Source organism: Kitasatospora sp. DSM 101779 (assembly GCF_025655475.1).
Lineage (GTDB): Bacteria > Actinomycetota > Actinomycetes > Streptomycetales > Streptomycetaceae > Kitasatospora.
The window spans coordinates 5,040,300-5,053,216 of record NZ_JAHTIK010000001.1 but is presented as its reverse complement, the minus strand read 5'-3'; the positions used below and the strand labels follow the sequence as shown (position 1 = coordinate 5,053,216).

Genomic DNA, 12,917 nt, shown 5'->3' with positions numbered 1-12,917 from the left:
CAGGGACTACTCGCCGGTAGTGCCCTTAGATCCCTAGACTCAACGAGGTTCAAGAAGGGAGCCACAGTGCGCAAGGTGCTCATCGCCAACCGCGGAGAGATCGCTGTCCGCGTCGCCCGGGCGTGTCGGGACGCCGGTATCGCCAGCGTCGCCGTCTACGCCGAGCCGGATCGGGACGCGCTGCACGTCCGCGCGGCCGACGAGGCCTACGCGCTCGGCGGCGACACCCCCGCGACCAGCTACCTGGACATCGCCAAGGTGCTCAAGGCGGCCGCCGACTCCGGTGCGGACGCCGTCCACCCCGGGTACGGCTTCCTCTCGGAGAACGCCGACTTCGCCGAGGCCGTCATCGCGGCCGGTCTGATCTGGATCGGCCCGCCGCCGCAGGCCATCCGCGACCTCGGCGACAAGGTCACCGCGCGGCACGTCGCCCAGCGCGCCGGCGCCCCGCTGGTCGCCGGCACCCCGGAGCCGGTCTCCGGCGCCGACGAGGTCGTCGCGTTCGCCACCGAGCACGGCCTGCCGGTCGCCATCAAGGCGGCGTACGGCGGCGGCGGCCGCGGCCTGAAGGTCGCCCGCACGCTCGAGGAGATCCCCGAGCTGTACGAGTCCGCCGTCCGCGAGGCGGTCGCCGCCTTCGGCCGCGGCGAGTGCTTCGTCGAGCAGTACCTGGACAAGCCGCGGCACGTGGAGACCCAGTGCCTGGCGGACCAGCACGGCAACGTGGTGATCGTCTCCACCCGCGACTGCTCGCTGCAGCGCCGCCACCAGAAGCTGGTCGAGGAGGCCCCCGCGCCGTTCCTGACCGCCGAGCAGAACGCGGAGCTGTACCGCGCCTCCAAGGCCATCCTCCGCGAGGCGGGCTACGTCGGCGCCGGCACCTGCGAGTTCCTGGTCTCCCAGGACGGCCTGATCTCCTTCCTGGAGGTCAACACCCGGCTGCAGGTCGAGCACCCGGTCTCCGAGGAGGTCACCGGGATCGACCTGGTCCGCGAGATGTTCCGGATCGCCGACGGCGAGGAGCTCGGCTACGACGACCCGGAGATCCGCGGTCACTCGATCGAGTTCCGCATCAACGGCGAGGACCCGGGCCGGGGCTTCCTGCCCGCCCCGGGCACGGTGACGCTGTTCGCCCCGCCCTCCGGTCCGGGTGTCCGGCTGGACGCCGGCGTCGAGTCCGGCTCCGTCATCGGCCCCGCCTGGGACTCGCTGCTCGCCAAGCTGATCGTCACCGGTGCCACCCGGCAGCAGGCCCTGCAGCGTGCCGCCCGTGCGCTGGAGGAGTTCAAGGTCGAGGGCATGGCGACCGCCATCCCGTTCCACCGCGCGGTGGTCACCGACCCGGCGTTCGCGCCCGAGGTGCACGGCAGCGACGCGCCGTTCTCGGTCTACACCCGCTGGATCGAGACCGAGTTCCAGAACACCATCCCGCCGTTCGCCGGGGCCGGCGCCGAGGGCGAGGAGGCCGAGGGCCGCGAGACCGTCGTCGTCGAGGTCGGCGGCAAGCGGATCGAGGTCTCGCTGCCGTCCTCGCTGGGCGTCGCGAGCGCCCCGGCGGCGACCGGCACCAAGGTCGCCAAGCGCCGCGTCGGCGCGAAGAAGGCGGGCTCCGCGGTCAGCGGCGACACCCTCGCCTCGCCGATGCAGGGCACCATCGTCAAGGTCGCCGTCGAGGAGGGCCAGGTCGTCGCGGAGGGCGAGCTGATCGTCGTCCTGGAGGCCATGAAGATGGAGCAGCCGCTCAACGCCCACAAGGCCGGCACCATCGTCGGCCTCAAGGCCGAGGTCGGCGCCAGCGTCAGCAGCGGCGCCGCGCTCTGCGAGATCAAGGACAACTGACCCAGCGTCAGCGGTCGGACGGCCGGCCCGCACCCCTCGGGTGTGCGGGCCGGCCGTCGGCCGTTCGGGGCCGGCCGTTCGGGTCTCAGGGCCGGCCGGTGGCCAGTGGGCGCGCCATCAGACCGGCGTGCCCGGGGCGGCGCTGGCCGGGCAGCGGGGCGCCGGGCGGTGCGGTGCGCCGCGGGCCGCCGGCGGGCGGCTGCTGGTGCGGCGTCATCGGGTGCGCAGGGCCGCCGCTGTGCACGGTCGGCTCCGCGGGCGTGCCCAGCGGGGCGAGCGAGATCTGCACCCCGCAGTCGGCGAGCGCGTCCAGCTCCCGGGCGGTCGGGTCGTGGGCGGCGGCCTGCTCGTCGGTGACCAGCCGGGTGATGGCGTCCGTCGGCACCGTCTGGAACATGGTGTCGGCACCGAGCTTGGTGTGGTCGGCGAGGACGATCACCTCCGTCGCCGCCTGCACCAGCGCGCGGTCCACGCTCGCGGACAGCATGTTGGTGGTCGACAGGCCGCGCTCCGCGGTCAGGCCGCTGCCGGAGACGAACGCCTTGGACACCCGCAGGCCGGCCAGCGACTGCTCGGCGCCACTGCCCACCAGGGCGTAGTTGGAGCCGCGCAGGGTGCCGCCGGTCATCACCACCTCGACGCGGTTGGCGTGCGCCAGTGCCTGGGCGACCAGCAGCGAGTTGGTGACCACGGTGAGGCCGGGCACCCGGGCGAGCCGGCGGGCCAGCTCCTGGGTGGTGGTGCCGGCGCCCACGACCACGGCGTCGCCCTCCTCGACCAGGCCGGCGGCCAGGTCGGCGATGGCGCTCTTCTCGGCCGCGGCGAGATGGGTCTTCTGCGGGTAGCCGGGCTCCCGGCTGAAGCCTCCGGGGAGCACCGCGCCGCCGTGGCGGCGGTCGAGCAGCCCTTCGGCCTCCAGGGCCCGGACGTCCCGGCGGACGGTGACTTCGGAGGTCTGGACGACGCGGGCCAACTCCCGGAGCGAGACCGCTCCGTTGGCGCGCACCATTTCGAGGATCAACTGGCGACGTTCTGCAGCAAACACGGAACCGACGGTAACCTGAATGACCGTCTGCTTTCAGGCGTTTGCAGCCAGTAGCCGGAAACGCTCACCTACGAGCGGCGCGCGACCGTACAATTCGCGCCGCGGACGGCTCCGCGCACGCTCGGCCGCGCGGGTGGAACGCGGCCGGAACGCACGGGGCGGCCGCCGCGGCGACCGCCCCAACTGCGTCCGGCAGGTCAGGAGTCCGAGCCCTCGCGCTTGCGGATGTGCAGCTGTCGGGCGGCCTCCGCGGTGGAGCCGGACAGCGACGGGTACACGGTGAACGCGCGGGCCACCTGTTCGACCGTCAAGTTGTTGTCCACCGCGAGCGAGATCGAATGGATGAGCTCGCTGGCGCGCGGCGCGACGACGACGCCGCCGACCACGATGCCGGTGCCGGGGCGGCAGAAGAGCTTCACGAAGCCGTCCCGGATGCCCTGCATCTTGGCCCGCGGGTTGCCGCGGAGCGGCAGCTTGACCTCGACGGCGTCCATGGTGCCGCCGGCCACGTCGGCGGCGGTGTAGCCGACGGTGGCGATCTCCGGGTCGGTGAAGACGTTGGAGGCGACGGTCTTCAGGTTGAGCGGCTGCACCGCGTCGCCGAGCGCGTGGTACATCGCGATCCGGCCCTGCATGGCGGCGACCGAGGCGAGCATGAAGACGCCGGTGCAGTCGCCGGCCGCGTAGACGCCGGGGGCGGTGGTCCGCGAGACCCGGTCGACCTTGATCTGGCCCCAGTCGTTCAGCGCGACGCCGGCCTCCTCCAGGCCCATGTCCGCGGTGTTGGGGATCGAGCCGACCGCCATCAGGCAGTGGGTGCCCTCGATGACCGTGCCGTCGGAGAGGGTGACCTCGACCTTGTCGCCGATCCGCTTGGCGCTCTCGGCGCGCGAGCGGCTCATGACGTTCATGCCGCGGCGGCGGAAGACGTCCTCCAGCACCTCGGCCGCGTCCGGGTCCTCGCCCGGCAGCACCCGGTCGCGGCTGGAGACCAGCGTGACGTCGGAGCCGAGCGCCTGGTAGGCGCCGGCGAACTCGGCGCCGGTGACGCCGGAGCCGACCACGATCAGCTCGCGGGGCAGCTCGTCGAGGTCGTAGACCTGGGTCCAGGTGAGGATCCGCTCGCCGTCCGGCTGGGCGTCCGGCAGTTCGCGCGGGTGCACGCCGGTGGCGATCAGCACGGCGTCGGCGCGCACCGTCTCGGTGGTGCCGTCCTCGCGGTCGACGACCACCTCGCGGGAGCCGTCCACCGCCTGGCCGCCGGCGCCGAGCCGGCCCTTGCCGCGCAGCACGGTGACGCCGGCCCGGGTGACGGCCTGGGTGATGTCGTGGGACTGGGCGATCGCCAGGCGCTTCACCCGTCGGTTGACCTTGCCGAGGTCGACGCCGACCACCCGGGCGGACTGCGCGAGCGGCGGGGTGTCGTCGGCGACGATGATGCCGAGCTCCTCGTAGGAGCTGTCGAAGGTCGTCATCACCTCGGCGGTCGCGATCAGCGTCTTGGACGGCACACAGTCCGTCAGCACCGCCGATCCGCCCAGGCCGTCGCGGTCGACGACGGTCACCTCCGCGCCGAGCTGGGCTGCCACCAGGGCCGCCTCGTATCCGCCGGGTCCGCCACCGATGATCACGATCCGAGTCACGAGCACCATTCTCCCGCATGCCGGAACCAAAGCCACGCCGGGGGCGTTGCCTCCCGCCCGGGCCCTCCGGGCGCCTCCCGCGGGTGCCGCCGCGGGCCCGCCCGTTCCCGCCCGGGGCAGCGCTCTCCCGTAGGCTGACGCCCATGTCGCTCTACGCCGCGTACGCCACGAACCTCGACGCCCGGCAGATGACCCGGCGCGCTCCGCACTCCCCGCTGCGCGGCACCGGCTGGCTGGACGGCTGGCGGCTGACCTTCGGCGGCGAGCAGCTGGGCTGGGAGGGCTCGCTGGCGACGGTCGTGGAGGACGAGAAGGAGCAGGTCTTCGTCTCGCTCTACGACGTCTCGCCGATGGACGAGGAGGGGCTCGACCGCTGGGAGGGCGTGCAGCTCGGCATCTACCGCAAGATCCGGCTGCGGGCGCACACCCTGGAGGGCGACATCCCGGTGTGGACGTACGTGCTGAACGACTACGAGGGCGGGCTGCCGGCCGCCCGCTACCTGGGGCTGATCGCGGACGCGGCGGAGAGCGCCGGCGCCCCCGACGACTACGTGCACGAGCTGCGCCGCCGCCCCTGCTGAGCCGCTGCCGCCGCGCGGCGCGGCGCGGCCGCGCGCCGATCCGGCGCCGCGGCCTCGTGCGATCCGACGGACCGGGGCGTCCGCAGGCGCCCTGTCACGGTATTTCCGGATGATTCCGGTAACGATCCGGCGCGTCTTGGCGGGATGGTCTACGCGCGTAGGCGAATCTTGTCTATCCTCGGTCGTGTGAACGCATCTCCTCAGTCGGTCGTCTCCGCCGACCCCTACGCCGCCGCCCGGGCCGCCGCCGACCGCCTCCGCGAGCTGACCGGCGTCGACCGCCACGACGTCGCCCTCGTCATGGGCTCCGGCTGGGTGCCGGCCGCCGACGCCCTGGGCGAGACCGTGGCCGAGTTCCCGGTCACCGAGCTCCCGGGCTTCCCCGCCCCCGCCGTCGCCGGGCACGCCGGCCGTATCCGCTCCGTGAAGATCGGCGAGAAGCGCGCCCTGATCTTCCTCGGCCGCAACCACTACTACGAGGGCCACGGCGTGGCCACCGTGGTGCACGGCGTCCGCACCGCCGCCGCGGCGGGCTGCGGGATCATCGTCCTCACCAACGGCTGCGGCGGCCTCCGCGAGGGCTGGACCCCGGGCCAGCCGGTCCTGATCAGCGACCACATCAACCTCACCGCCGACTCGCCGATCGTCGGCGCCAACTTCGTCGACCTCACCGACCTCTACTCCAAGCGGTTGCGCACCCTGTGCCGCGAGGTCGACCCGAGCCTCGACGAGGCCGTCTACGTGCAGTTCCGCGGCCCGCACTACGAGACCCCGGCCGAGGTCAACATGGCCCGGGTGATCGGCGGAGAGCTGGTCGGCATGTCGACCACCCTGGAGGCCATCGCCGCCCGCGAGGCCGGCTCCGAGGTGCTCGGCATCTCCCTGGTGACCAACCTGGCCGCCGGCATCACCGGCGAGCCGCTCAACCACGAAGAGGTGCTGGAGGCCGGCAAGGCCAGCGCCGAGCGGATGGGCGCGCTGCTCGCGAAGGTCCTTGAGCGGATCTGAGCCCGCACTGACGCAGAATCAGTAGACCGGCGGCAGGCCGCGGCACCTTCGCGGTGCCGCGGCCGCCGCCGGCCGGCCCACACCCTCGTTTGGAGCTCGCAGCATGGCGCAGGCACCCACCACCGACCTCCTCGCCCGGGCCCGCGCGTGGCTCGCGGAGGATCCCGACCCGCAGACCCGCACGGAGCTCACCGAGCTGCTCGCCGCCGCCGAGGGCCCCGACGCCGAGTCCGGCGAGCGGATCGCCTGGTCCCGGCTGGCCGAGCGCTTCGCCGGCCGCCTCCAGTTCGGCACCGCGGGCCTGCGCGGCGAACTCGGCGCCGGCCCGATGCGGATGAACCGCGCCGTGGTGATCCGCGCCGCCGCCGGCCTCGCCGCGTACGTGCGCAAGAACCCGCAGCTGGGCGACCTCGTGGTGATCGGCTACGACGCCCGGCACAAGTCGTACGACTTCGCCCGGGACACCGCCGCCGCCGTGGTCGGCGCCGGCCTGCGCGCCGCGCTGCTGCCGCGGCCGCTGCCCACCCCGGTGCTCGCCTTCGCCATCCGCCACCTCGGCGCCGCGGCCGGCGTCACGGTGACGGCCAGCCACAACCCGCCGCAGGACAACGGCTACAAGGTCTACCTGGGCGACGGCTCGCAGATCGTCCCGCCCGCGGACGTCGAGATCGCCGCCGAGATCGACGCGATCGGCGCCCTCGCCGACGTCCCGCTCGCCGAGCAGGGCTGGGAGGTGCTCGGCGACGACGTCGTGGAGGCCTACCTGGACCGCGCGGTCACCGTGCTGGAGCCGGCCGGCCCCCGCGCACTGGACGTGGTCTACACGCCGCTGCACGGCGTCGGCCGGGACGTCCTGCTCGCCGCCTTCAAGCAGGCCGGCTTCCCCGCGCCCACCGTGGTCGCCGAGCAGGCCGAGCCCGATCCGGACTTCCCGACCGTGGCCTTCCCCAACCCGGAGGAGCCCGGCGCGATGGACCTGTCCTTCCGGACGGCCGCCGCCGCTAGCCCCGACATCGTCATCGCCAACGACCCGGACGCCGACCGCTGCGCGGTGGCCGTCCCGGACAACGGCGGCTGGCGGATGCTGCGCGGCGACGACGTCGGCGCCCTGCTCGGCTCGGCGCTGGTCGCCAAGCGGGTCGGCGGCACCTTCGCCACCACCATCGTCTCCTCCACCCTGCTCGGCCGGATCGCCGCCGCCGCGGGCCTCGGCTACACCGAGACGCTCACCGGCTTCAAGTGGATCTCCCGCGCCGAGGGCCTGCGCTACGGCTACGAGGAGGCGCTCGGCTACTGCGTCGACCCCGAGGGCGTCCGCGACAAGGACGGCATCACCGCCGCCCTGCTGATCGCCGAACTCGCCGCCACCCTCAAGCAGTCCGGCCGCACCCTCACCGACCTGCTGGACGACCTGGCGCTGGAGCACGGCCTGCACGCCACCGACCAGCTCTCCGCCCGGGTCGACGACCTCTCGCTGATCGCCGAGGCGATGCACCGGCTGCGCGAGCGGCCGCCGACCGTGCTGGCCGGGCTGCAGGTCACCCGTGCCGACGACCTCACCGCCGGCTCCGCCGACCTGCCGGCCACCGACGGCCTGCGCTACTACCTGGCCGGCGAGGACGTCCGCTCGGCCCGGATCGTGGTCCGGCCCTCCGGCACGGAACCCAAGCTCAAGTGCTACCTGGAGGTCGTCCTCCCGGTCGCCGACGCCGCCGCACTGGCGGACGCCCGCGAGCGGGCCTCCGTCCTGCTCGGCGGCATCAAGCGGGACCTCGCGGCTGCCGCAGGCATCGGCGCCTGACGGCCCGGCTCCGCCCGGCGGGCACCCCGCTTCGTCCGCCGGGCGGCGCCACCATGCAAGGAGCCCCCGCCGACCTCGGGTCGGCGGGGGCTCGTGCGCGTCACGGCCCGGCCGTCAGCCGGCGGCGATCAGGGTGATCAGCGCGATCAGGCCGAGCACGGTCGGCACGATCACCCACCAGCACCAGCTGACGGACAGCTCGCCCTTCGCCTCGGGCCGGCCGGCGCACCGCTCGGCGAGCTCCTGCAGGTTCCCGACCACCTGGTCGGACCAGGCCCGGGTCGGGTCGTTCTGCCCCGGCCGGAGCGACGGCACCGGTGTGCCGTCCTTGGCGGCCCGCACCGCCCGGCGGTTCGCCGCCTTCCGCTGGCGGATCGACACCGGCACCGCCCAGACCTGGTACTTGTGGCCGCCGGCGAACAGCTCGACCGAGTACCCCGACCGCAGCCCCTCCACCTGCGACCACGGCGCGTGGATGCTGCGCAGCGGGTTGCGGACGAGCAGTCGGTGCTCGTTGGCGTACACCGCGGGGCGCAGCGTGTAGGCGATCACCGGGAAGACGAAGACCGGCGCGGCGGCGAGCGCCACCCAGGGCGTGCGGCCGGTGCCGGAGATCACGGCGTCGCCGATCAGCCAGGCGGCCACGGCGAGCAGCAGGACACCGGAGATGATGCCCGGGCCGGAGCGGTAGACGCGGTCGGCGTACTGCGGCTCCTCGGGGGCGGCGGGGCCCGGGTGGGGCGTGCCGTCGGATTCGGTCATGGGGACGATTCTGCCGCATGGGACCCGTCCACCCCAGGGACCCCGGCCGCCGGATCCGTGCGGGTCACGCCGGGCGCCGCCGGACCCGTTGCGGGTACGGCGGCGCGGGGCGCGGTCCACCGGGCGCGGGTCAGGGCGTGCGGCGACGGAGGGTGGCCGCGCCGAGGCCGAGGGCGAGCAGGGCGCAGCCGGCGATGACCGCGAGGTCCGTGACCACCTCGCTGCCGACTCCGCTGTGCACGGTGAGCCGGCCCATCGCGTCGACGGCGTAGGAGAGCGGCATCACGTCGGAGGCCCAGCGCAGCACGTCCGCCATCTGCTCGCGGGGCACGAACAGGCCGCAGAGCAGGAACTGCGGCAGCAGCACGGCGGGCAGGAACTGCACGGCCTGGAACTCGGTGGCGGCGAACGCGGAGACCAGCAGGCCGAGCGCCATGCCGAGCAGGCCGTCGCCGACCGCGACGGCGAACAGCAGCCAGGTGGGTCCGGCGACGTCGAGGCCGAGCAGGCCGATGGTCAGCGCGGAGGCGAGTGCCGCCTGGACGAGGGCGACCAGGCCGAAGGCGAGGGCGTAGCCGAGCAGCAGGTCCAGCTTGCCGAGCGGCATGGTGAGCAGCCGCTCCAGGGTGCCGGTGGTGCGCTCGCGCAGCATGGCGACGGAGGTGACCAGGAACATCACCAGCAGCGGGAAGATCCCGAGCAGGGCGGGGCCGATCCGGTCGAAGGTGTCCGGCTGCCCGTCGTACATGTAGCGCAGCAGGGTCAGCAGCACGCAGGGGACGACCAGCAGCATCGCGAGGGTGCGCGGGTCGTGGCGCAGCTGGGCGAGGACGCGGCGGGCGGTGGCGAGGGTGCGCCGGGTGTTCATCGGCCGGTCTCCACGGTGTCGGCGGTGCGGGGGGTGTCCTCGACCAGGCGGAGGAAGGCGCTGTCGATGTCGGCGGCCCCCGTGGCGGCGAGCAGGGCGGCCGGGGTGTCGTGGGCGAGCAGGCGGCCGTCGCGCATCAGCAGCAGGCGGTCGCAGCGGGTCGCCTCGTCCATGACGTGGCTGGAGACCAGCAGGGTGGCGCCGTCCTCGGCGAGGCCGCGGAAGAGCTGCCAGAGGTCCTGGCGGAGCACGGGGTCGAGGCCGACGGTGGGTTCGTCCAGGACGAGGAGCTCGGGGGCGCCGAGCAGGGCGGCGGCGAGCGAGACGCGGGCGCGCTGGCCGCCGGAGAGCCGGCCGGCGGGGTCGTTCTCGTGGCCGGTCAGGCCGACCTGGCGGATCACCCGCTCCGGGTCGCCCTTCGGGGCGCCGAGGACGGCGGCGAAGTAGTCGAGGTTCTCGGTGACGGTGAGGTCGGCGTAGACGGAGGGCGCCTGGGTGACGTACCCGACGCGGTGGCGCAGCGCGGCGTCGCCGGCCGGGCGGCCGAGCACCTCGACGGCGCCTCCGGCGGTGCGCTGCACACCGACGACCGAGCGCAGCAGGGTGGTCTTGCCGCAGCCGCTGGGGCCGAGCAGTCCGGTCACCGATCCGCGCGGGATCTCCAGGTCGAGGCCGTGCAGGACGGGGCGTCCGCCGCGGACCACGGTGAGGCCGGTGGTCCGGATCGCGGGGCCGGGCCCCGCCTTGGAATTCATCATGTGATGAGTTTTACGCCCGACACCCCGGCCGTCAAGAGAGCGGGCACGGTGGTGCAGGGCGAACCGGGGACAAACCGGGGCCGACCGGGGTGCGGACCGGGCATGGACAACGGGCCCGCCGACCAGCAGGGTGGGCGCGTGACCGCACCGGACGCCCCCGCCCAGCCCGCCGACGCCGACCCGCCGACCGACACCGACCCGAAGACCACGAAGACCCCGCAGGCCGCCGACCCCGCCGACGGCGCCGTCCGGGGCCTGCCGCTGCCGCACCTGCTGCTCGACCTGATCGCCGACGGGCGCTGGCGGCACCCGGGCGACGAGGCCCTCGCCGCCGCCCTGCCCTGGTTCGCCGACCCGGTGGAGCTGCTGCCCGACGTGGCGGCGGTGCGGCGCCAGTCCGCCTCGCTCGACGACCTCTCGGGCGAGGAGCTGGGCCCGCTCTTCCGGCAGGCCCGCGGCAGTGCCGCCGACCGCCCCGTGGAGCTGCCCTGGCTGGACGCCGAGCAGGCCGTGCTCATCGCGGTCGCCCGCACCGCCGGCGACGACACCGCACTCGCCCTCGACTACCGCACCGACCCGGCCGACCCGCGCGTGGTGGGCAGCGACATCTGGACGAACCCACAGGAGTACACCTGGCGGGTCGCCGCCCCGAGCTTCACCGCCTTCGCCACCGCCCTCGGCCTCCTGGAGCCGGATGGGCCGGCCACTCGGGGGCGCGGGGAACCGCGCAGCCCGGGAGCGGGCGCCGCAACAGCACCGGGGCACCCCTGATGCATCCGTGAGCCGGCACGGTTCTCCCCAAACCTCCGGCCGGGAGGTGCCCCCACGCGCCCCCGCGTGGCGCCCCCCTCGGAGGGACCCCTCAGGCCTCGACGAGGTACCCCTGCACCGCGCGGGCCAGCAGCGGCAGCAACTCCTCGGCCGGGGCGGAGGCCAGCGGCTCGACGGCGATCACGTACCGGGCCATGGCGAGGCCGAGGATCTGCGACATCACCAGCTCGACGCGGAGCTCCGGCTGCGGCACGTCGAGGCCGACGGCGAGTCGCGAGACCAGCTCGGTGACCATGAAGCCGCGCATCAGCCCGGCCACCTCCTCGGAGGCGGCGGCCGTCCGCAGCACGGCGAGCAGCCGGTCGCGGACGGTCGGCTGCTCCCACAGTGCGAGGACGAAGCGGGCGACCCGCTCGCCGACCTCCGCGCGGTCGCCGGCCAGCACCTGCTCGACCATCAGCCGCGGGTCGACGGGGAACTCCAGCGCGGCGAGGAAGAGTTTGTCTTTGCTGCCGAAGTAGTGGTGCAGCAGGGCGGCGTCCACGCCGGCGGCCCGGGCGATCGCCCGCATGCTGGCCTTCTGGTAGCCGCGGGCGGCGAACTCGGCCCGCGCGGCCTCCAGCACCGTCCGCCGGGTGTCCGCCCCGCCGGGGCGCCGGCCGGTCTTCTTGCGGGGTGCGGGCTGTTCGGCGGCGGAAGTCACCAGGGCATTCTTCCCGGTCACCAGGCCATTCTTCCCGCCCGCCGGGGGCACTCGGGGGCGGCGGGGTGCCACATCTCGGTCCGGCATCGAAAACCGACCCCTCCCTAGCGGATCGCTACGCGCGTAGATATGCTGGTCTGGTGACTATGTCCACTCTTGCAGCCCACGCCCCCGGCGCTGCGGGCAGCGGCCTCGCGGACGTCGCGGCGTCCGAGGCCTCGCTCCGCCGCTTCCTGCACGGCCTGCCCGGCGTCGACCAGGTCGGCCTGGAGGCTCGCGCCGCCACCCTCGGCACCCGTTCGATCAAGACCACGGCGAAGGCGTACGCCATCGACCTGGCGATCTCGATGATCGACCTGACCACGCTGGAAGGCGCGGACACGGTCGGCAAGGTGCGCTCGCTGTGCATCAAGGGCCGTAACCCCGACCCGTCCGACCCGACGACCCCGCGGGTCGCGGCGATCTGCGTCTACCCGGACATGGTCGCCACCGCCAAGGAGGCGCTGCGCGGCACCGACATCCAGGTCGCCTCGGTCGCCACCGCCTTCCCGGCCGGCCGCGCGGCCCTGCCGGTGAAGCTCGCCGACACCGCGGACGCGGTCGCCGCCGGCGCCGACGAGATCGACATGGTGATCGACCGCGGCGCCTTCCTGTCCGGCCGCTACCTGGACGTCTTCAACGAGATCACCGCGGTCAAGGAGGCCTGCCGCCGCCCCGACGGCACCTCCGCCCACCTCAAGGTGATCTTCGAGACCGGCGAGCTGCAGACGTACGACAACGTCCGCCGCGCCTCCTGGCTGGCGATGCTGGCCGGCGCGGACTTCATCAAGACGTCCACCGGCAAGGTCGCGGTGAACGCCACTCCCCCGGTGACCCTGCTGATGCTGGAGGCGGTCCGCGACTTCCGCGCCGCGACCGGCGTGCAGGTGGGCGTGAAGCCGGCCGGCGGCATCAAGACCACCAAGGACGCCATGAAGTACCTGGTGATGGTCAACGAGACGCTCGGCGACGACTGGCTGAGCCCGCACTGGTTCCGCTTCGGCGCCTCCAGCCTGCTCAACGACCTGCTGATGCAGCGCCAGAAGCTGACCACCGGACGGTACTCCGGCCCTGACTACGTGACGGTGGACTGAGACAG

At 74.0% G+C, this 12,917-nt stretch carries 12 protein-coding genes; 6 read left to right on the top strand and 6 right to left on the bottom strand.

Annotated features, from left to right (window positions below; translation table 11 throughout):
- Window positions 1-66: 66 nt before the first annotated feature.
- Complete coding sequence (locus KSNIM_RS23110; RefSeq protein WP_263105075.1) at window positions 67-1,839, top strand: acetyl/propionyl/methylcrotonyl-CoA carboxylase subunit alpha; 1,773 nt, start codon at window positions 67-69, stop codon at window positions 1,837-1,839.
- A gap of 85 nt (window positions 1,840-1,924) precedes the next feature.
- Here the strand turns inward: KSNIM_RS23110 and KSNIM_RS23105 are convergent, their stop codons facing one another.
- Both KSNIM_RS23105 and KSNIM_RS23100 read right to left on the bottom strand, forming a co-directional pair.
- The gene (locus KSNIM_RS23105; RefSeq protein ID WP_263105074.1) at window positions 1,925-2,884 is read right to left on the bottom strand and encodes a DeoR/GlpR family DNA-binding transcription regulator; all 960 of its coding nucleotides are present in this window, start codon (window positions 2,882-2,884) and stop codon (window positions 1,925-1,927) included.
- Between the two features lie 197 nt (window positions 2,885-3,081).
- Complete coding sequence (locus KSNIM_RS23100; protein ID WP_263105073.1) at window positions 3,082-4,536, bottom strand: NAD(P)H-quinone dehydrogenase; 1,455 nt, start codon at window positions 4,534-4,536, stop codon at window positions 3,082-3,084.
- Window positions 4,537-4,670: 134 nt separating this feature from the next.
- On the opposite strand from KSNIM_RS23100, the gene KSNIM_RS23095 reads away from it, so the two are divergent.
- From KSNIM_RS23095 to KSNIM_RS23085, 3 genes are all read left to right on the top strand, one after another.
- Entirely contained in the window at window positions 4,671-5,108 is a 438-nt protein-coding gene (locus KSNIM_RS23095; RefSeq protein ID WP_263105072.1) for a gamma-glutamylcyclotransferase, read from the top strand.
- 186 nt (window positions 5,109-5,294) lie between these two features.
- Window positions 5,295-6,116 carry a purine-nucleoside phosphorylase gene (locus KSNIM_RS23090; RefSeq protein WP_411543757.1) on the top strand — a complete coding sequence of 274 codons (822 nt, stop codon included), beginning with the start codon at window positions 5,295-5,297 and terminating at the stop codon, window positions 6,114-6,116.
- A gap of 103 nt (window positions 6,117-6,219) precedes the next feature.
- Window positions 6,220-7,917 carry a phospho-sugar mutase gene (locus KSNIM_RS23085; protein WP_263105070.1) on the top strand — a complete coding sequence of 566 codons (1,698 nt, stop codon included), beginning with the start codon at window positions 6,220-6,222 and terminating at the stop codon, window positions 7,915-7,917.
- Window positions 7,918-8,031: 114 nt separating this feature from the next.
- Here the strand turns inward: KSNIM_RS23085 and KSNIM_RS23080 are convergent, their stop codons facing one another.
- From KSNIM_RS23080 to KSNIM_RS23070, 3 genes are all read right to left on the bottom strand, one after another.
- On the bottom strand, window positions 8,032-8,679 hold the full coding sequence (locus tag KSNIM_RS23080; protein ID WP_263105069.1) for a PH domain-containing protein: 648 nt from the start codon (window positions 8,677-8,679) through the stop codon (window positions 8,032-8,034).
- A gap of 130 nt (window positions 8,680-8,809) precedes the next feature.
- A complete protein-coding gene (locus KSNIM_RS23075) occupies window positions 8,810-9,547 on the bottom strand; it encodes an ABC transporter permease (protein ID WP_263105068.1) in 738 nt (245 codons plus the stop codon).
- Entirely contained in the window at window positions 9,544-10,305 is a 762-nt protein-coding gene (locus tag KSNIM_RS23070; RefSeq protein ID WP_263105067.1) for an ABC transporter ATP-binding protein, read from the bottom strand. Before KSNIM_RS23070 ends, KSNIM_RS23075 begins: the two co-directional genes overlap by 4 nt.
- A gap of 138 nt (window positions 10,306-10,443) precedes the next feature.
- Here KSNIM_RS23070 and KSNIM_RS23065 point away from each other — a divergent pair, with 138 nt between their 5' ends.
- Complete coding sequence (locus KSNIM_RS23065; protein WP_263105066.1) at window positions 10,444-11,076, top strand: hypothetical protein; 633 nt, start codon at window positions 10,444-10,446, stop codon at window positions 11,074-11,076.
- Between the two features lie 91 nt (window positions 11,077-11,167).
- On the opposite strand, the gene KSNIM_RS23060 is transcribed toward KSNIM_RS23065, so the two are convergent.
- Window positions 11,168-11,800 carry a TetR family transcriptional regulator gene (locus KSNIM_RS23060; protein ID WP_263105065.1) on the bottom strand — a complete coding sequence of 211 codons (633 nt, stop codon included), beginning with the start codon at window positions 11,798-11,800 and terminating at the stop codon, window positions 11,168-11,170.
- 125 nt (window positions 11,801-11,925) lie between these two features.
- On the opposite strand from KSNIM_RS23060, the gene deoC reads away from it, so the two are divergent.
- Complete coding sequence (gene deoC / locus KSNIM_RS23055; RefSeq protein ID WP_263105064.1) at window positions 11,926-12,912, top strand: deoxyribose-phosphate aldolase; 987 nt, start codon at window positions 11,926-11,928, stop codon at window positions 12,910-12,912.
- Window positions 12,913-12,917 lie beyond the last annotated feature (5 nt).

Excerpts from the sequence above, each read along its gene's own strand:
- KSNIM_RS23080 (WP_263105069.1), bottom strand. The coding sequence starts at position 8,679 with ATGACCGAATCCGACGGCACGCCCCACCCGGGCCCCGCCGCCCCCGAG.
- KSNIM_RS23095 (WP_263105072.1), top strand. The coding sequence starts at position 4,671 with ATGTCGCTCTACGCCGCGTACGCCACGAACCTCGACGCCCGGCAGATG.
- KSNIM_RS23075 (WP_263105068.1), bottom strand. The coding sequence starts at position 9,547 with ATGAACACCCGGCGCACCCTCGCCACCGCCCGCCGCGTCCTCGCCCAG.
- deoC (WP_263105064.1), top strand. The coding sequence starts at position 11,926 with ATGTCCACTCTTGCAGCCCACGCCCCCGGCGCTGCGGGCAGCGGCCTC.
- KSNIM_RS23100 (WP_263105073.1), bottom strand. The coding sequence starts at position 4,536 with ATGGTGCTCGTGACTCGGATCGTGATCATCGGTGGCGGACCCGGCGGA.
- KSNIM_RS23070 (WP_263105067.1), bottom strand. The coding sequence starts at position 10,305 with ATGATGAATTCCAAGGCGGGGCCCGGCCCCGCGATCCGGACCACCGGC.
- KSNIM_RS23085 (WP_263105070.1), top strand. The coding sequence starts at position 6,220 with ATGGCGCAGGCACCCACCACCGACCTCCTCGCCCGGGCCCGCGCGTGG.